Genomic DNA, 18,102 nt, shown 5'->3' with positions numbered 1-18,102 from the left:
GGTAAAGATATAAAAATCCTGACTATCTGGCTACAGATAGTCAGGGGTCTAGCGCAGCAACCTCATCTCAAATCATAATCTTCGGGCGTAGTTGAGTGAGTGGTGCTGGCAAACCACTTAAAGTTTGTTCCATTCAGCCTCATAAAATCTGATAGCGCTTTGTCAAAATCGGCTTTAGAAGAAATGCATTTACCCCGTTGGGTTGTTGCAGCGCTAGTAGAACAAAACACGACCAGTACTTCATCGGGGTTGAGTAGCGCCTTGAGCTGGTCATAGGTAGCGCTTGCCAGTGCCCTGAGTCGACGATTGCCTTGTTGCATCGTATCTCCTATTTGCGATATCGAAGCTGTTCCTTGATTACAATATTATGAATAATAGAACTTTGCAAACGAAAAATTTAATAGCTTTACTATTCTTTAGTACAATAAAAGGTAGAAACTTACATTAAGGAGAACAACATGCGTAAATGGAAACTTGCCCTTCTGGCATTAGCGTTGGTTGCGTTGCCAGCGGTGGTTGGCGGTATTGCACAAGCCACTGCCTTTCGGAGCGGGGAAGTCGTCAAAGCTGAGAAAACCGAAAAAATCGATCACACGCTCTTTATTGCGGGTGATGATGTGACGGTTGAAGCCGATGTTAATGGCGACGTATTCTGTGCTGGTCAAACGGTGACGATTAACGGAAACGTTAGTGGCGACGTGCTGTGCGCGGCGCAAACGGTGCGCCTGAATGGCGTGGTCGAGGGCGATGTTCGACTCGCCGGTCTGGACGTCACGGTAACCGGGAATATTGAAGGCAATGCCAGCGTGCTTGCCCAAGCGTTTGTTATGGATAGCAAGGCAAAAATTGGGAAAGACCTCACTCTAGCGACTCTTTCAGCCAGTATAAATGGCACCGTGCAGCGCGACGCGGTAATTAGTTCGGGTGAAGCGCAAATAAACGGCAAAGTTGGCCGCGATGCCACGGCGGCAGTTGATATTTTTAGCTTAGGCACGGCTGCAAACATCGCTGGAAATGTGCACTATTACAGTTATGCTGAAGTGCAGCAATCGGCTGGTGCAAAAGTTGGCGGTGAAATAACTCGTCACGATCCACCCGAGCAGCCTTCTGAACAGCCAGCAACGCCTGCTGAAAAGCTGATCGACTTCATTTTTATGACTTTAATGATTCTTCTGGTTAGTGTTGGACTAGCGGCGTTGTTTCCACGAATGCTGCAAAACCTTACCGCTCACGCCACTCAAAAACCAGGGGTGGTGGCGCTGACTGGTGCGGTAGCGATTTTTGCCACACCGGTTGCGATTATTCTGGCACTGCTTTCAGGTATCGGGGTGCTCCTAGGTGGTATTTTAGCGGTAGGCCTGATGTTGGTAGTGATGGTGAGTGCGCCATTATTTGGCCATTACATTGGTAATCTCATCTTCAAAAGCCGACCAAACACGCATCCGGTTATTGAAACGCTGGTCGGTAGCTTGATCTTGAGTGCCTTATTCTTCATACCAATTGTGAATATTTTTGCCTATGTCATCACCTTTGGTTACGCTCTTGGGGTAGTGCTTTCGGGGCTGGTTCGCTATAACTTCTCGCAACCAAGCGAGCCGCAAGCCAAACTGGTGAAATCTTAGAAGTTCTCGGTCTCGCCTATAATAATACAAGCCAAGGCAATCTTTGGCTTGTATTATTTTACCCCTGTAGTGGTATACTACAAATATGTTAGATATCCGTTATGTGCGCGACAACCCAGAGCGCGTGAAACAATTTAGTGTCCAAAAAGGCTACGAAGTTGATATTGATGCTGTGTTAGGACTCGACGCCGAGCGGCGCGAAATACAACAAAAAGCCGACGAACTGCGCGCGAAGCGTAACGATATTGCGTCGAAAATGAAAAAAGGTAAGCCCGAGCAGAAAATAATTGATGAAGGACGAGTGCTTAAAACTACTCTAGCTGAAGTCGAAGAGCGGTTTCGGGTTATTGACGAAGAATTTTTAGTCGCCCTCAAAAGGATTCCTAACCTTCCGCTTGATGATGTACCAGTCGGTGCCAGCGAAGAGGAGAATGTTGTCGTAAAAACCGTCGGCAGGCCGCCAGAATTTGGTTTTACAGCCAAAAATCACGCTGAAATTGCTGCCCAGAATGGCTGGCTCGATAAAGAGCGGGCCGCTAAGGTTGCTGGGAGCCGCTTTGCGTACCTAAAAGGCGATTTAGTGAAGTTGCAGTTTGCCTTAATCCAATTTATTACCGATAAGCTTAGTGACCAAGCGTTTGTTGATGACGTCATTAAAGAAACCGGCCTGCCGGTGAGCAACAAGCCTTTTGTGCCGATTCTGCCGCCACTCATGCTCCGCACCGAACTATACGACGCCATGGATCGCCTTGAGCCGCGCGACGATCGCTACAAAATAGAAGATGAAGATTTGTGGCTACAGGGCAGTGCCGAGCATGTGCTTGGCAGTATGCACGCCGATGAAACCTTCATGGAGGCCGATCTACCTTTGCGCTACATTGGTTATGCCACCAGCTTTCGCCGCGAAGCCGGTACTTACGGCAAGGATATGGAGGGTATGTTCCGTATGCACCAATTCGATAAGCTGGAAATGGAAAGCCTCACCACCGCCGAAGCCGGCAAAGACGAGCACCTCTTTCTGATTGCCATTCAAGAAAAAATCATGGAGCTGCTTGAGATCCCTTATCAATTGCTTCTAAAATGCACCTTTGATATCGGTAAGCCTAATGCGCGCGGGGTAGATATTGAAGCCTGGCTGCCAGGGCAGGGGAAATACCGTGAAACCCATACCGCCGATTACATGACCGACTACCAGTCGCGCCGGCTAAAGATTCGGGTGCGCCGCGCCAATGGCGACCTTGAATTAGTACACACCAACGATGCCACCGCTCTGCCGCTGAGCCGGGGGCCAATTGCCATCATTGAAAACTACCAAAACCAAGACGGCAGTGTACGCGTGCCTAAAGTATTACAGCCATATCTTGGCGGTCGCGAAACCTTGCGGTAGCTACCTAATGAATGCGGACAAACCGTCCCAATCGAAGCGTTTTTCAGGTATACTAAAAGTACAGTACTTTTCATAAAAAAGGAGGTTACTATGATTGCATCAATTGCGATTACAGGGGTAAAATACGACATCGATGCCACCACGCGGCGCTATGCGATGAGCAAAATTGGTAACCTCGACCGCTATATACCCAGGCACGCCCGCAAAAGCGTGAGCGCCGAAATTAGGCTTAAAGAAGTTAATCGGGCAAACGGTAACAAATACGAATGCGAAGTAATTTTGCACGTCCCCGATCAGACATTGGTTGCTAAAGATTCAACCGTCAACATGCTGGCGGCGGTGGATATTGTCGAAGAAAAACTTAAAAACCAGCTCAAAAAATATAAGGATGAACACTCCCCCCGACGCGGTGCGTACGGTATTTTAGGGAGATTCAAGCGCAATCTTGGCCGAAGCTAAGATACAAGAAAGCTTTATACCTGAACTCACCTGACAATTGTATCTGCATGTGCTATCATATTTGCGGCTAGATGGTCTAGCGGCATAACTTAGGGGTGCAGGGTGACCTTTTCCTGGGATGATCTGCGTCAGGCTGCCGGCAGGATGATAAAGTCTGGTAGATGGACTAGAGAGAGCTTGAATGCACATGCTGCTGCTATCCTGCAAGAAAAGGAAGCCGAAGAAGAAGCAAGACGCGAATACTGGGCGTCTCGTATTTCGCGAGGTGAAGTACTTCGCCTGGTCGCAATAGCCAGGGAAGAAGCCCTTAGGAAGTTTGAGAAAACTAAAGTTCATGGGTCGAAAAGACCAGTGTACTGGCGTGAAGGTACAGTTAGTGGGCATCCAGCTATGCTGAGATTTGGAGAAAACGATCACCCTGATCGAGTCGATATCTTTTATGGCGGAACTGACGGACCAATGGGCTATGGGCACGGGCATATTATTGTGAAATATGGCAGCATTGAAGAATGGCTTCTGCCCGGTCCGCCTGGCAAACGCTTCTCAGTTTTCAAGAAGAGGTTTGAATAGGCGATCAGCGCACTTTCTTAATAAGAGAGTGCGCCTATTTTTTTTCGAACTGCTCGATTACAAAGAGAAACTGCCGCCATGCGCTCTCGCTATATACTTCTTTGTTCGGCTCATTCTGATAAAGTGAATCAAAGAGCGACATATCTTCAAAAAAGAGGTCTAAATTTTGCCAAGCTCGGCTATTTGCAGAGCGTTCGTCGATGGGTTGTTTTTGGCTTAAGTGAAGTACCATTGCAAACTGCTCATCCGAGGCGGCATAGATGACTTCGTGAGTTTGCTTAGCAATGCGGGAGCGATGTGAAGGATATTTGTTACCTATTTCATACGCGTGACGCAAGAAATTGACGACTGCTTGCAGGCTGCCAAAATCAAATGCTTCGCTTTTCATGAAGTTACAGAGGGCATCAAATTGTTTGAGCGGCGGAGGCAGTTGCATGGATCAATAATAACAGAAATGGACGATATAGAAATTCTTACAACAGTCGATTATGCTAACAGGATACTAACATAGCAGCAGGGGTAATACTAGAGGCTCACATCAAGCACGTATGAAGCAGGCCACCACTGTTCTTTTTTAAAGGCATTATATTTGCACAGGCGGCGTCAGCTATCTTGCTTTTTCGTCTGTAGCCATGTAAAAGATCTCGGCTTCTTTCTGTTTTACGCCAAACGCATAAAATGGAATATTCATTTCCTTCGGGAAATGTAATGTCGCACCTTGTTTTAACACAAACTCCTTAAATGTGTCATCTAACTGGCACTGCTCAAAGGCAGACGGGAGATCCGTGCGCTGCGAAGGATATAACTTGGTGTCTTTATCAAATATTGCTCCTCGCAGGTCCGTTCGATAGGCAAATAACATACCTGTGGTATTCTCTAATCCTAAATGCCGAGCGCTGCATGACCATAAGGCCGTGGGCCAAAATTGCATGCCCTCGAAAGTAGCATTATCTAAATTACAGTTCTTAAAGCACAAGAAGTCGGAAGGAATATCTCCGAGATCCAAGCCTGAAAGGTCTAAATCTTCAATGTAGAAGACATCTCCCTCCTGTCCGTAGGTATAGCGGATATCTTTAAACAAACTCCAGTCGGCAGTTCGAAGCGATTGTTCTAGTTGTTGGTGAGCTTTTTGAGGGAGGAACATATTAAAATACTGGTGTTCGTTCTTTTTAGTGGCGACAAGGGGCAGCGCAAGAACATTTAAGTCCAAACTCCCTCAAACTGTCAACACTTTTTAAAGAGAAGAATGGCTTACCTATCAATAATAGAAATTAGCTGATCCGTCTACCAGGCTTGCACGGGCAACTTTTGACTACTCTTTCTTAAATACGAAGCTGGCATACCTAAAAAGCTATAAACATGCTGAGCGAAACCTTCCCAAGACACGTCGCTATAGTAGCTATTATTTTCATCGTCGTAATATAAATCATCAAACATATCAAGATTTTCAAGATCAATTACAATTTGATTCCAAGCAGGGTGATGACTAATATGTTTCACAATAGAGAGATCTAGAAAAAGCTCTTGAATCAGACGCGCCATTGTGCCGCGCATGCCGCGATATTCAGGTGGCTCGGCCAGGTCTACCGCAAAACGCAGGAAGCCCTTCAGCTCAGGAATGCTACTGATCTTTTCTTTACTATTCTTAATTGCTTCGTAGCGTTGCATGAAGGTTTCAGGTGCGCGATCGAGTGGCGTGAACTGCTGGTAGTAGTGGGCGGCTTTTGCCAGCATGTCACGTATCGTGGCTAGCCTTAACTGAATATCTTTAGTGCTTAGGGTGGCATTTTGTAATTGCAGAAATTGCTCGTGCAGGCCTGCAAAGTCCGGCACGCGGCAGTGCAAAAACTTGCTGTTTTGCGATTGACGAGCGGCATGATAGGCGAGCAAGGCATGCTTTTTTGGTTCGTGTTGAATGCGCGAAGTGTAGGTATTCCAGCAGCCGATGAGATCAAGGGGAGTATTGAAAGGTTGTTCGAGCCGCCAAAACGAGAATTCCGGCACTGAGTTACGAGGTTGTTCTAGCGTGCCCCTCAGTTTGGCCTGCAGTAGTTGCAATAATCTTCTTAACTCTGTCCATTGTGCGGTTATGCTAGTGGTCGGCTTGGTGGATGGGTGAGCGATAGCATAAAACTGCGCATAGATTTCATCAAAAATATCGGCGTCGTCTTTTAGCGGTGTGTCTTTATGAAAAGCGGCTATTCTTTGGGCGATTTTATGACGCTCAGCCGGGAAGACATCGCCAACTTCGAGCGCCCGTAGCCATAACTCAAGCATGGCCTGCGCGTCGTATTTTTCTTCAGCGTGCTTTGTAAAAAGTGCATCGAGTGTATGAAATTCATCTTTAGGCATGGCTGCTCTCAAGTTTACGGTAGGTATTTGTTTAGAATGGGGTACGGAAGACCTTACGTATGATACCAGATGCTCATTCTTGGTGACTAGTTCACCGCTATATATCGTTAAGGGTCATAGTATTGATTAGTATTTCCTAGGTAAGGTGTTATAATGATTCTGCTTCATAGTACATCGCCTAGTGAAAGGGATATCGTGGGCGACTCCAAGATCTTTTTGATGGATAGCGCGGCTGAAGACTTCTTGAATAACTTGCCGCGACGTTCGATGGGCACGTATATTACTTGGATCGAGCAGCAGCTTAAGAATCCGCGTACGGCCGGTGTTCCGCTAAAGGGCGATAAGCTGGCCGGTCTCCGGATGATTCACCAGCGGCAGCATGCATTTGTGGTCTTCGGGGTTAGTGACGCTGGTGAGGCGGTGATTCTAGTGGTGCAGCCAGGTGTCATCGATCTGGCGCTGAAAGAACTTGAGCTCATTCGGGTGCTCGAAGAGCGTCGGCCACTCACCCTCCTAAAGGATACGGCATCTAGCCCGCCAGCACGTATGCAGTTGCTGGCAGACTTCCGCAAGGCAAACACGGAGTAGGCTCGACTAGCTAGTCAAGCGACCCACATCAATCAAATCGATTGGTGTGGGTCTTTAAATTTATTGGCTCGCAGTAACTCACCAGCGATTGCCCTTATGGCCAAAAAGGCGTATACTGTTCAGTAACTGAATACTGATACCAATAAGAGGGGATGTTTGGATGAAAAAAGCGCTCACCAAAGTGTTTGGCGACCCGCAAGCGCGCACACTCAAGCGACTGAAAAAACAGGTAGCTGCAATCAATAATCTTGCTGATAAGTATAAAGCAATGAAGGAAACCGAACTGCGCAAGCAGACGGCGATACTGAAAGAACGTCTTGAAAAGGGGGAGAAGCTTGATAAAATCTTGCCCGATGCTTTTGCACTAGTGCGTGAAGCGGCCGATCGCAAGCTTGGCATGCGCCACTACGATGTACAGCTGATTGGTGGTATTGCCCTGCACGAAGGCAACGTGGCCGAAATGAAAACCGGTGAAGGAAAAACGCTTGTCGCCACCTTACCGACTTACCTCAACGCCCTGACTGGTAAGGGTGTGCACGTAGTGAGCGTTAACGATTACCTGGTGCAGCGTGATGCCGGTTGGATGGGTAAGCTGTACGATTTCTTAGGCCTTTCGACCGCTGTTATTATTAACGATGCTTCGTTTATTTATGACCCGAGCTTCGACAATGACGCTCATGACGACCCCCGCATGCGCAAACTACGCCCAGTCACTCGTAAAGAAGCTTACGCCGCCGATATTACATACGGAACCAACAACGAATTTGGCTTCGACTACCTGCGCGACAACATGGTTAATGATGCCGATCTTTTGCGCCAGCGCGATTTGCACTACGCGATTGTTGACGAAGTAGACTCGATTTTAATCGATGAAGCCCGGACGCCATTAATCATTTCAGCACCGGCAGCCGAAAGTCCTGAGTCGTATAAGCAGTTTGCCAAAATTGCCGATAAACTCGATCCAGCCACTGATTACGTGGTTGATGAAAAGCGCCGCGCTGTTTCTTTAACCGAATCTGGCGTTGAAAAAGTCGAAAAAATGTTGGGTATAAAAAACTTATACAGTCCCGACGCAGTGCGCGCTGTGTACCACATGGACCAGGCACTTCGAGCCCAGGCACTGTTTAAACGCGACAAAGATTACGTGGTCAGTACCGACAAAGAGGTGATTATTGTCGATGAATTCACCGGGCGTTTAATGCAAGGCCGTCGCTACAACGAAGGGCTGCACCAGGCGATTGAAGCCAAAGAAAACGTGCCAGTGCTGCAAGAAAATATGACTCTGGCAACGATTTCGTTCCAAAATTACTTCCGTTTATACGAAAAACTCGCCGGTATGACCGGTACCGCCTTTACTGAAGCCGAAGAGTTTCAGCAGGTGTACGGCCTAGATGTAATCCAGATTCCATCGAACAAGCCAGTTATTCGCGACGATCGAACTGACTTGATCTTCCGTACCGAAAAGGCCAAAATAACCGCTATTGCCAAGGCAGTAAAAGAATTCCAGGAGATTGGTCGACCGGTACTGATCGGGACGGCTTCGATTGCCAAAAACGAGCTTATCAGCCGCGAATTAATCAAAGCTGGCGTAAAGCACGAATTACTTAATGCCAAAAATAACGAGCGCGAAGCAGCGATTGTGGCCGGAGCTGGCCAAAAGGGCGCCGTAACACTGGCTACCAACATTGCCGGGCGCGGTACCGATATTATTTTAGGTGAAGGCGTGCGTGAGCTTGGCGGTTTGGTGGTGATTGGTTCTGAACGGCACGAATCGCGCCGAATCGACAACCAGCTGCGAGGTCGCGGTGGCCGTCAGGGCGACCCAGGCATGAGCCAATTCTACGTCAGCACCGAAGACGACTTGATGCGTATTTTCCAGGGCGACCGCGTGGCGGCTTTAATGACCCGTTTGGGCGTTGACGACGACACGCCCATCCAAAACAAGGCGATTAGTAAAACCCTTGAATCAGCTCAAAAACGGGTTGAAGGCTTTAACTACGATGCGCGTAAAAATGTTGTTCAGTACGACAACGTGATCAACCGACATCGCCGAGTAGTCTACACCATGCGGCGCAACATCTTGCTCGGCGAAAATATTAAACCCGAGATCGAAAAGTTAATAACTGCAGCGCTTCAAGATCTGCTGCGAAATCCAATCAAGAATAATCCAAAACTCATACAAGAACTTACGACTATCTTCCCGCTCGACGAAAAGCAGGTCAAAGATTTTGGCGCCGAAAAGAAGGACAAGCTCCGCCTCGAAAAAGCCAAAAAAGCCGTTGCAGAGTTTTATAAGTCAAAAGAAGCCGAAGTTGGCGAAGAAGGCATGCGGGCCGTTGAACGCGAAGTCTATATTCAGGTGCTTGATACGCTCTGGATGCAACACCTCGAGAATATGCAGCACCTTCGTGAAGGCATTCACTGGCGCAGCATGGGGCAGCGTGATCCGCTGGTTGAATATCGCCAAGAATCGCAAAAACTGTTCGAAGCCCTACAAGGCACTTTGCGCGATGAAGTGCTACGGGCAGTTATGCATGTCCGAAAGAGCGACGTTAAATTACAAGACGACGAATACGGCACCGAGCTAACCCGCGCCGCGCAATCGGCGGTTATAAAAGGCGTTAACGAAGTTGCCTCCGGTGAAAAAGAAGTGAACTTTACGGTCAAAAAAGCTTCAACCGAGCAAAAAACGAAAAAGGTCAAAGCTAAAAAACGCAAAGCCGAGCGGCAAAATCGCAAAAAAAGTCGGTAATAGCTAATTTTAAGGGAAGATAAATTGAAGCATACTGTTACAGAAGTAAAGCTTAAGACGGGTGCCAAAGGGTTGCTGATTGATGTGCCCGGCGCCACTGTCATGAGCTTTCAATTCCAGTTCCGGGCGGGCAATCGGTTTACCCGCAGCAAAGATATTTATGAAACCGCTCATATTATGGAGCACATGGCTTTTGGCGCCAATGCACGCTTTAAAGACGAACACGCCTACGAAGCCGAATTCACCAAAAACGGCGCCTATCACAATGCCTACACCAGCGATTACAGCATGGTGTATGTGAGTGATTGCGCCGATTTTGAGTGGGACCGCATTCTTGACTTGCAGCAGTTAGCAATTGCCGAGCCGCGCTTTAGCGAAGACGACTTAAAGTCCGAAACCGGCAATGTTCGCAGCGAGCTAACCGGCTATCTCAATAATCACAATCGGGTGCTTTGGCCGCGCATGCAACAACTGTTGGGTGAAGACGTTTTGACCTATCAGCAGCGCCTAAAAACCATCGCTAATGTTACGCTTGCCGACGTACGCGAACATTATGCCCGCACCCATACCAGCGAAAATCTCCGTTTTGTAATTGCCGGCAAACTGCAAGGCCGCAAAAAGCGCCTGATGGAAATGCTTGAATCATGGCAGCTCCAAGAAGGACAGCGCCTCGATATCCCCGTAGATACGCTCCATGCCGTTGAAAAGCCGCTACTTATTAAGCGTAAAGAATCGCCCAACCTGACCTTTGGCTGGTCGATGAATCTGCCACGTCGCCTTAGTAACAAAGAGGCCGATGCGATGGCCTGCGCCGACCATATTCTTACTGGAACATTGTATTCACGGATTTATGGTAAAGCACGCAAGAAGGGCTTGGTTTATAGTATCTTTTCGGATACATCGGTCTATGAGCACACTAGTTCATGGGATTTTGGGGCGCAGGTTAATCTTGATACCGCCGAGGGCTTGATGGATGTCATAGTTAGCGAAGTAAAGAATTTGCTCGACGGCAAATTGACCGAAGAAGAAATTGCCGCAGCGAAACAATACGCCCTCGGTCGCCATCAAATGGGCGCGCAAACTGTCGGGCAAATTAACGGCTGGTACGCCAACCGCTTTTTCTTTGATGACACCTTCGACAGCTATGATAGTCGCCCGCGGGCCATTAATGCCATCACCAAAGATACTATTGTGCGAGTGGCGCAGGAATTCGTGAATCAGAACTGCTGGCTACTCGGCGGCATTGGCAGCGCAGATGACGCCCTACTTGAACGCCTACACCAAAAGTTAACGCCAATCTTTAAGTAATTTATGAAAATAGCCCTGCTTGGTTACGGTATTGAAGGGAAAAGCGCTCACCGCTACTTAGCGGTTCAGTATCCGCAGGCCGAATTTACAGTCTATGCCGCGCCCATCGAACGGCCAAGCTACTTGCCCGAAACGGTGAATTATATAGGCGGGCGGACAGATTTTTTGGACATTCCCGCCGATCTGGTTATCCGGACGCCGTCGATTGCACCACACCGCATTACGTCTAGCGGCGAAATTACTTCGGTGACTAAGCTCTTCTTTGCCGATTGTCCGGCGCATATTATTGGCGTAACCGGCAGCAAAGGTAAGGGGACGACCGCCAGTTTTATAGCGAGCATCCTGCGGGTAGCTGGCAAAAAAGTCCACTTAGTTGGCAATATTGGCCTCGGTGCGCTCGATGTGTTGCCAACTATTACTGCCGATGACATTGTGGTCTATGAACTAAGCAGTTTTCAGCTGTGGGATATCGAAGCCTCACCTCAAACTGCTGTGGTGCTTACCATTGAAGCCGATCACCTTGACGTGCACCGCGACATGAACGATTACGTCCAGGCTAAGGCGCGTATTGCGCGATTTCAAACCAGCGAAGACCGGGTTATTTTTTACGCCCCTAATACGTATGCTCGGCAAATCGCGGCGCAATCTGCCGCAATAAAATTTGGTTATCCCAGCGCGGACGGGTTTTATATACGTGATGGTTATTTCTACCATAAAGCCCAACAAATCTGCGCCACAACAGCGGTGAGATTGCCTGGCGAACATAACCTTGAAAACGCGCTGGCAGCAATTATTGCCGCCTGGCCATGGGTGGATGAGGGCGAGGTGATCGCCAAAGGCCTCACCAGTTTTCACGGTTTGCCGCACCGCCTGGCGTTTGTGGCCGAAAAACAAGGAGTAAAGTACTACGACGACAGTATTGCCACCACGCCTGGTTCGTCGATTGCCGCGATCCGGGCTTTTGCTGCACCTAAAGTACTTATCCTTGGGGGCGCTACGAAAGGGGCCGATTTTAAGCCTTTAGCCGAAGAGCTACAACGTCACAATATCCGCAAAGTACTGCTGGTCGGAGCGGAAGCCGAAACTATTGCCCGAGCGCTCCAGAACGCCGCCTTTACAGAATATGAACTCATTGGTAACAAAACTATGCCCGAAATTGCTCAAAAAGCCGACCAAGCCGCCCAGCCAGGCGACGTGGTGCTCCTTAGTCCAGCCTGTTCGAGCCTCGACATGTTTCAAAGCTATCAAGATCGCGGCGATCAATTTATTGAGGCGGTAAGGGCGCTCCCCAACTAGTTATGCAGCCTTTATTGAAACGCAGTAAAGAGTTAACGGAAGCCATAGAACGAGCCTATGTGCAATTGGCAATCGACGCTCAGCTGCATGAACAACAGGCTCTCGAGCAAGAACTCAGCGAGCCGAGCGTTTGGAACAACCCCCAACTTGCGCAGGCTAAAAGTAAGCGCCTCGCCGCCAGCAAAGCCATCACTGATCCCTGGATCACCTTAAAAGCACAAGCTTCAGATATCGCTGAACTTATGGCGCTGGGCGATGAATCGATGCTACCAGAATTTGAAGAGCAAATGGCGGCTATGGAAACCGAATTTGCGGCTTTAAAAAAACAACTCCTTTTTAAAGGCCCCTACGACGACCACAATGCAATTGTGCGTATTACCGCTGGAGCCGGTGGTACCGATGCGCAGGATTGGGCGCAGATGCTCGAAAGAATGTATCTGCGGTGGGCCGAAAAAAACAGCATGACCACCAGCATCATCGAGCGTTCAGCTGGCGAAGAAGCCGGGGTGAAAACCAGTGTTATCGAAATTACCGGCCCTTATGCTTATGGTAAGTTGCAAGGGGAACATGGGGTGCATCGGCTGGTACGTTTGAGTCCGTTTAATGCCGATAATCTTCGCCAAACCAGCTTTGCGCTAGTAGAAGTTTTGCCGCAAATCGAGACGCCCGATGAAGTGCAGCTCGACGACAAAAACCTTAAAATCGATGTCTTCCGCGCTGGTGGCCACGGCGGTCAAAGTGTGAACACCACCGATTCCGCCGTTCGGGTGACGCACCTGCCAACTGGTATTACAATTAGTATACAAAACGAGCGTTCACAGCTACAAAATAAAGAAACAGCTCTTAAAATGCTCCGTTCAAAATTAGCACAACTACAAATCGAGCAGCACCAAGAGACGCTCCAAGACCTAAAAGGGCCAAGCAAATCGGCCGAATGGGGAAGCCAGATTAGAAATTACGTACTGCACCCGTACACGCTGGTAAAAGATACGCGTACCGGTTTTGAAGTACGCGACGCCCAAAAAGTACTTGATGGCGGTATTAATGAATTCATCGATAGCTTTCTTGATGCCAAAGCCGAAGCCGCTACAAATAGGTAAGCGGTTTGCGAGTAAAGCGCTGCATGTGCGCTACGCATTACCATGAAATAAAAAATCTCCTTAGGTGTTTAGTCTAAAGAGACAAGAAAAGTGAAGCAATATCTTTTTCACAACGTTACTGTATCTCTCCCACGTAGCGCGAGTATATCGCTACGTGGGAGAGATCATGTCCTTCTTCTAGATCAACACCGGCGTCAGCTTGATGCAATTCGGCAAGTTGTGACTGCCGCAGACCACCTCATAAAGCGCGTCGGCGACCTGCGTCATCAACTGCTCCTGTGCAAGCTTCGGGTGGGAAGCGCGCATCGACGAGCCATTCGTCTTCACTGAAACCTCCAGCTTGACTCCAGGAAGACGACTGCTCAGGTCATCAGGGTTGACGTAAAGGTCGGGCTGCTGGCCGTTTGCATCAGTAACACCCTGCAAAAACACCAGCTCCGTACCTTCCATGTCGTCTTCGATTCGACTGGTGGTGGTCAGCGTGCCCATAAAGCCGACGGCACCAGAATCCAACACAAAACACTGCGTATGCAAATACACGATATCTCCCAATTTGGGCAAGGATGTGTTTTAGTACTATACCATAAATATAGCAAGTATGTCTAGAACAGATACATAAACGGTCTAGTGAAAATGACCTATTTCTTGGTATACTTTTTGTCATGAGCATCTCAAATTATCGAATTGCAATCATCACGCTTATTGTCACTGCCGTGCTGCTTGGGGTAAAATTTGCGTTACACACCTTTCAACTCGAGCCAATTGTTCTTGGCTCGCTGCATAGTAGTGCGATTTCGGGCGTTATTTTTGTCATCGGTTTCTTGCTTTCAGCCACCATTGCCGATTATAAAGAAGCCGAAAGAATACCTGCTGAAGCCGCGTCGACACTGGAAAATATGTACGAAGATGCCCTATCAATTAGCAAAAATTACCCTGATTTTGATTTTCAAACCTACCGCCTGCAGCTAGAAAAAGTAGCAATTTCACTTACCAATGACCTGCGCGATAGCCGCAGCCATGAAGCGCGTAACGAACTGCGCGCACTTGGCCAACTGCACGCGGTAATGGAAAAGGTTGGGGTGCCGGCAAACTTTATCGTTAAGCTAAAGCAACAGCATGGCTCATTGCAGCGCAACTTGTCGCGAGTGAATTATATTCAGCGGATTACTTTTTTACCGTCAGCAAATATTCTTGCTTGGTCGATTGTGATTCTGGCGATTGCGCTACTGCTTTTTACCGAAATTGAGCCATTTTTTGGTGGCTTGTTAATCACCGGTGCTATCACTTTTATTCTGGTATACGTACTACTGCTTATTGGTGTAATAAAAACACCATTTCATAGCGAGGGCCGCACCAAAGACGATGTCAGTCTTTTCTTGCTTGAAAGAACAATTGAACAGTTCAAAAACGAAAACAATAATATATCTAAGAATTAGTTAATTGCTTTATAAGCCTAGGGCTGCTATAAATCTGAGTGTCCTTCAATGATTGGGGCAGCGTGGCACCGATTAGTAAGGAAGTCTGGGAGCGGGCTTGTTATGGCCAGCCGGAGCACTTCGTGCGCTTTATGATTACTTGGAAGTTGCTGATTGAAGCCGAAACGCGACGGCCGCTAACCCGCCGAATGCTGGTTGGGCTAAAGGCTCAAACTGGACACCCAGCGACTATTGCGAAGCTGATCAGGTGATCCACATGCTTACTGAGTGCAAATGGCGACTTGCGGAAGAAGTGAGCCAAGCCTGGTACCAACGGTGATATTGCCTAAAAAACTGTATAATGGATACGGCGTCTTTCGAAGGAGTGAAGCATGAAGAAGCTGATCTTGGTAGTTGGTGACGTGTCAGTTGGCGCACGGGAGCGTGTGAGGACTCGTGTGCAACAAACTGGTTCTAGCGTTCTCGTATTTCCCCTGACAGAAGACGAATGGCAGCTGGTGAATCTTACTGTTGGCGAACGAATTCCATTCTCGAGTCTTCCTGCCGATAGCGATACTTATAAGTTAGCACCCAATTCTAAACTAGCGGTTCCGGTGAGTGAGCTGCTGGGAGAGGATAACCCGGCAGAAAAGACCATTGCCTGGATGGCGGAGTATTTTAAAAGCATCGGTTATATCGTCGCAGTTATGGCCGCAAAGAAGGTATACGATGAGCCTGTAACCCAACGCTGGCTCCAGCATCTCAAGCCAAAAGAGACGCTCGATGCAGCAGGTAACCCTAGGGGTTAGAATAACGTCTGCACTGCAATGGCGTAGTGCAGACGACAAAACAGGACTATATTAAGATAAGCTGTCCTAGCTTAAGGGGGCAAGGACTAGCGTAATCTGTTATTGCAATACCAGAATTAGATGTTATGATTAAATAGTATCTGAGATCACGGAGGCCAAGGTGACAGGCGCAATCATCATCTACAGTGGTATAGCCGTCGCGCTGATTTTCATAATGATCTTCGGCATTACGATTGTTCGCGATAAGGCAAAGACATCGGGAAGACGTCTTGCTGGCATTGCGGGGGTGTTACTTGCGGGCTTTCTCTTCGCGGCGATCTGTGTCGTCAATTGGCCGTCGACTGTCGCGCACATGGAGCAGGCAGCAGCTACGCATTCGCTCAAGGAGCGTGCCGAGGGTGAAGTGCAGCAAATGCTCAATGCTCGAGGCGTCGACTACTTGTCGGTGAGCGTGAACGATGCTGCGGATCGCGCTGAGGTGAAAGTTCGAGGCGCAAACGCTAACAATGGTAGCGGTTGGCATGAAATTACCGCTATCAAACAGAACGGCACGTGGATTCTCGGCTGTCCGTATGGTGAGCGTACCACACCGCTCGAGGGTCAGCTTCTGGAGCAGTACAACCAGCAGGGGAAGTGTCCGGTGATCTAACTACCCCCGCCAGTGCAGTGCGCTGGCGGGTTAATTTATGGGCGTAATTTCCACATCAAACCAGCAGCGCTATTATGCTTGTGCTACAATGAAACTACATGATTCTGTTAGATCGGGTTACAAAAATCTACGGGAAGGATACCAAACCGGCCATAAACCGGGTGAGTCTTCATATAGAACCCAAAGAATTCGTCATTTTAGTTGGTACCAGCGGGGCAGGGAAGTCAACTTTATTGAAATTATTGACCCGCGAAGAAAAGCCCACCAGCGGTAAAATTGTCGTTGGCGGCATCGATTACGACACCCTCAAAGATCGCCAAATCCCGCTGTTGCGGCGCAAAATTGGGGTGGTGTTTCAAGATTTTAAGCTTTTACCCCAGCGCACTGTGTTTGAAAATGTGGCCTTTGCGCTTGAAATCGCGGGTATGACCAATCGCGAGATCAAGAATACCGTCCCAAAAGTTATTGACCTTGTGGGGCTGACCGGCAAGGAGAAAAAGTTTCCTCACGAACTTTCGGGCGGTGAACGGCAGCGGGTGGCAATTGCCCGGGCAGTGGTACGGCAGCCTAAAATCCTGATTGCCGACGAGCCCACCGGTAACCTTGACCCACGTCACAGTTGGGATATTGTGCGGCTGCTCGAGAAAATTAACCGTTATGGCACGACCGTACTGCTTACTACGCACAACGTTGAAATTGTAAATAAATTAAAACGCCGAGTGATTACTATTGATCATGGTAAAGTCACCTCTGATCAAGTGCAGGGGAGCTACCGACAATGAACCGTTCACACGATGCCCGGGCCACACTTCGGCAAAACAAACAGCTGCGTCGCCGTTGGCTAACGTTTGTGCGCATGTGCCGCTATGGGGTTAATAACTTCTCGAGGAACGCTTGGCTAACCGTTGCCGCAACCGCCGTCATGACGATTACGCTGCTGATTGTATTTTCAACCTTCGTTGCCCGTAACGTACTTATTAGCACGGTGGATGACCTTCGTAATAAAGTCGATGTGTCAATTTACCTTAAAAATACCATTACCCCTGGCGACGTGGCGATTTTAACCAACAAATTAAAAGCCTCACCGAATGTTAACGGCGTACGCTACGTAAGCGCCGAAGAAGCCAAACAAATTTATGCCGAGCAAAATAGCACCGACCCAGAGCAACTACAAGTGATCGCCGAACTGCCAAACAACCCATTTCCGGCGAGTTTACGGGTTAGCGTAAAAGACTTAAACAATATGAAGGCGATTGAAGAAATCGTCACCAACGACACTGATTTCAAGAACTTTTTAGAGCCAACCCGCAAGCCGTCTTTTGCCGGCGAGCGCAAAGAAGCCATCGAAAATATAGGCCAGGGGATAGAATTTGCGCAGCGCGCCGGGGTTATTGCTAGTGTCATATTTATGATTATTTCTATTTTAATTATTTTTAACACTATCCGCATGGCAATTTTCAACCGCAAAGAAGAAATACAGATGATGAAGCTGATTGGGGCGGATCGCAATTTTATCCGCGGGCCTTTTCTGGTCGAAGCGATGATGTATGGCTTTTTCGCGGCGGTAATCGCTACCTTTATTGGTTGGCTGGCGCTTCGTGCGCTACAAGGACCATTATCAAATTACGGCATTATCATTCAGCCTACCCTTGAATTTGTCACTATCATGAGCCCAGTTATTTTGGCTGGTATGATCGTAGTTGGCGCTATAATAGGCATAATATCCTCGCTGTTTGCGGTGCACCGCTACCTAAAAGTTTAGCTCCTAAAAAACTACCATAAGCAGGTTGACCTG

20 protein-coding genes are annotated in these 18,102 nt (G+C 48.3%); 15 read left to right on the top strand and 5 right to left on the bottom strand.

The window, feature by feature from the left end; genetic code table 11:
• Positions 1 to 62: 62 nt before the first annotated feature.
• Entirely contained in the window at positions 63 to 320 is a 258-nt protein-coding gene (locus VD907_04795) for a hypothetical protein (protein HYG84174.1), read from the bottom strand.
• A 138-nt stretch (positions 321 to 458) separates the two neighbouring features.
• Between VD907_04795 and VD907_04790 the strand changes: the two genes are divergently transcribed.
• The 4 genes from VD907_04790 (at position 459) to VD907_04775 (ending at position 4,038) form a co-directional block, all read left to right on the top strand.
• Positions 459 to 1,622, top strand: a complete 1,164-nt coding sequence (locus VD907_04790) for a polymer-forming cytoskeletal protein (protein ID HYG84173.1) — start codon at positions 459 to 461, stop codon at positions 1,620 to 1,622.
• Between the two features lie 85 nt (positions 1,623 to 1,707).
• A complete protein-coding gene (gene serS, locus VD907_04785; GenBank protein ID HYG84172.1) occupies positions 1,708 to 3,009 on the top strand; it encodes a serine--tRNA ligase in 1,302 nt (433 codons plus the stop codon).
• Positions 3,010 to 3,099: 90 nt separating this feature from the next.
• A complete protein-coding gene (gene raiA / locus VD907_04780) occupies positions 3,100 to 3,468 on the top strand; it encodes a ribosome-associated translation inhibitor RaiA (protein HYG84171.1) in 369 nt (122 codons plus the stop codon).
• A gap of 177 nt (positions 3,469 to 3,645) precedes the next feature.
• On the top strand, positions 3,646 to 4,038 hold the full coding sequence (locus VD907_04775; protein HYG84170.1) for a hypothetical protein: 393 nt from the start codon (positions 3,646 to 3,648) through the stop codon (positions 4,036 to 4,038).
• Positions 4,039 to 4,072: 34 nt separating this feature from the next.
• Here VD907_04775 and VD907_04770 read toward each other — a convergent pair whose 3' ends face one another.
• From VD907_04770 to VD907_04760, 3 genes are all read right to left on the bottom strand, one after another.
• Positions 4,073 to 4,426, bottom strand: coding sequence for a hypothetical protein (locus tag VD907_04770; protein HYG84169.1), 354 nt, complete (start codon positions 4,424 to 4,426; stop codon positions 4,073 to 4,075).
• A gap of 219 nt (positions 4,427 to 4,645) precedes the next feature.
• Positions 4,646 to 5,248, bottom strand: a complete 603-nt coding sequence (locus tag VD907_04765; protein HYG84168.1) for a hypothetical protein — start codon at positions 5,246 to 5,248, stop codon at positions 4,646 to 4,648.
• A gap of 74 nt (positions 5,249 to 5,322) precedes the next feature.
• On the bottom strand, positions 5,323 to 6,390 hold the full coding sequence (locus VD907_04760; protein ID HYG84167.1) for a hypothetical protein: 1,068 nt from the start codon (positions 6,388 to 6,390) through the stop codon (positions 5,323 to 5,325).
• Positions 6,391 to 6,543: 153 nt separating this feature from the next.
• Between VD907_04760 and VD907_04755 the strand changes: the two genes are divergently transcribed.
• From VD907_04755 to prfB, 5 genes are all read left to right on the top strand, one after another.
• Positions 6,544 to 6,978, top strand: coding sequence for a hypothetical protein (locus VD907_04755; GenBank protein HYG84166.1), 435 nt, complete (start codon positions 6,544 to 6,546; stop codon positions 6,976 to 6,978).
• Positions 6,979 to 7,138: 160 nt separating this feature from the next.
• A complete protein-coding gene (gene secA, locus VD907_04750; GenBank protein ID HYG84165.1) occupies positions 7,139 to 9,730 on the top strand; it encodes a preprotein translocase subunit SecA in 2,592 nt (863 codons plus the stop codon).
• A 24-nt stretch (positions 9,731 to 9,754) separates the two neighbouring features.
• Positions 9,755 to 11,038, top strand: a complete 1,284-nt coding sequence (locus VD907_04745; protein ID HYG84164.1) for a pitrilysin family protein — start codon at positions 9,755 to 9,757, stop codon at positions 11,036 to 11,038.
• A 3-nt stretch (positions 11,039 to 11,041) separates the two neighbouring features.
• Positions 11,042 to 12,334 carry a UDP-N-acetylmuramoyl-L-alanine--D-glutamate ligase gene (gene murD / locus VD907_04740; protein ID HYG84163.1) on the top strand — a complete coding sequence of 431 codons (1,293 nt, stop codon included), beginning with the start codon at positions 11,042 to 11,044 and terminating at the stop codon, positions 12,332 to 12,334.
• A gap of 2 nt (positions 12,335 to 12,336) precedes the next feature.
• Entirely contained in the window at positions 12,337 to 13,434 is a 1,098-nt protein-coding gene (gene prfB, locus VD907_04735; GenBank protein HYG84162.1) for a peptide chain release factor 2, read from the top strand.
• Positions 13,435 to 13,611: 177 nt separating this feature from the next.
• Here the strand turns inward: prfB and VD907_04730 are convergent, their stop codons facing one another.
• On the bottom strand, positions 13,612 to 13,950 hold the full coding sequence (locus tag VD907_04730) for a hypothetical protein (GenBank protein HYG84161.1): 339 nt from the start codon (positions 13,948 to 13,950) through the stop codon (positions 13,612 to 13,614).
• A 146-nt stretch (positions 13,951 to 14,096) separates the two neighbouring features.
• On the opposite strand from VD907_04730, the gene VD907_04725 reads away from it, so the two are divergent.
• The 6 genes from VD907_04725 to VD907_04700 all read left to right on the top strand — a co-directional run bounded on the left by VD907_04725 (position 14,097) and on the right by VD907_04700 (position 18,069).
• Entirely contained in the window at positions 14,097 to 14,870 is a 774-nt protein-coding gene (locus VD907_04725) for a hypothetical protein (protein HYG84160.1), read from the top strand.
• A 62-nt stretch (positions 14,871 to 14,932) separates the two neighbouring features.
• Positions 14,933 to 15,121, top strand: coding sequence for a hypothetical protein (locus VD907_04720; GenBank protein HYG84159.1), 189 nt, complete (start codon positions 14,933 to 14,935; stop codon positions 15,119 to 15,121).
• Positions 15,122 to 15,241: 120 nt separating this feature from the next.
• Positions 15,242 to 15,658 carry a hypothetical protein gene (locus tag VD907_04715; GenBank protein HYG84158.1) on the top strand — a complete coding sequence of 139 codons (417 nt, stop codon included), beginning with the start codon at positions 15,242 to 15,244 and terminating at the stop codon, positions 15,656 to 15,658.
• A 160-nt stretch (positions 15,659 to 15,818) separates the two neighbouring features.
• Positions 15,819 to 16,307, top strand: a complete 489-nt coding sequence (locus VD907_04710; GenBank protein ID HYG84157.1) for a hypothetical protein — start codon at positions 15,819 to 15,821, stop codon at positions 16,305 to 16,307.
• A gap of 98 nt (positions 16,308 to 16,405) precedes the next feature.
• Positions 16,406 to 17,089: a cell division ATP-binding protein FtsE gene (ftsE, locus tag VD907_04705; protein HYG84156.1), complete on the top strand. Its 684-nt coding sequence runs from the start codon at positions 16,406 to 16,408 to the stop codon at positions 17,087 to 17,089.
• Positions 17,086 to 18,069: a permease-like cell division protein FtsX gene (locus tag VD907_04700; GenBank protein ID HYG84155.1), complete on the top strand. Its 984-nt coding sequence runs from the start codon at positions 17,086 to 17,088 to the stop codon at positions 18,067 to 18,069. Before ftsE ends, VD907_04700 begins: the two co-directional genes overlap by 4 nt.
• Positions 18,070 to 18,102 lie beyond the last annotated feature (33 nt).

It is taken from the genome of Verrucomicrobiia bacterium (assembly GCA_035629335.1).
In the GTDB taxonomy this organism is placed as follows: domain Bacteria; phylum Patescibacteriota; class Saccharimonadia; order Saccharimonadales; family Saccharimonadaceae; genus DASUUR01.
The sequence above is the reverse complement of the archived record's forward strand: the minus strand, read 5'-3'. Positions and strand labels throughout refer to the sequence as shown.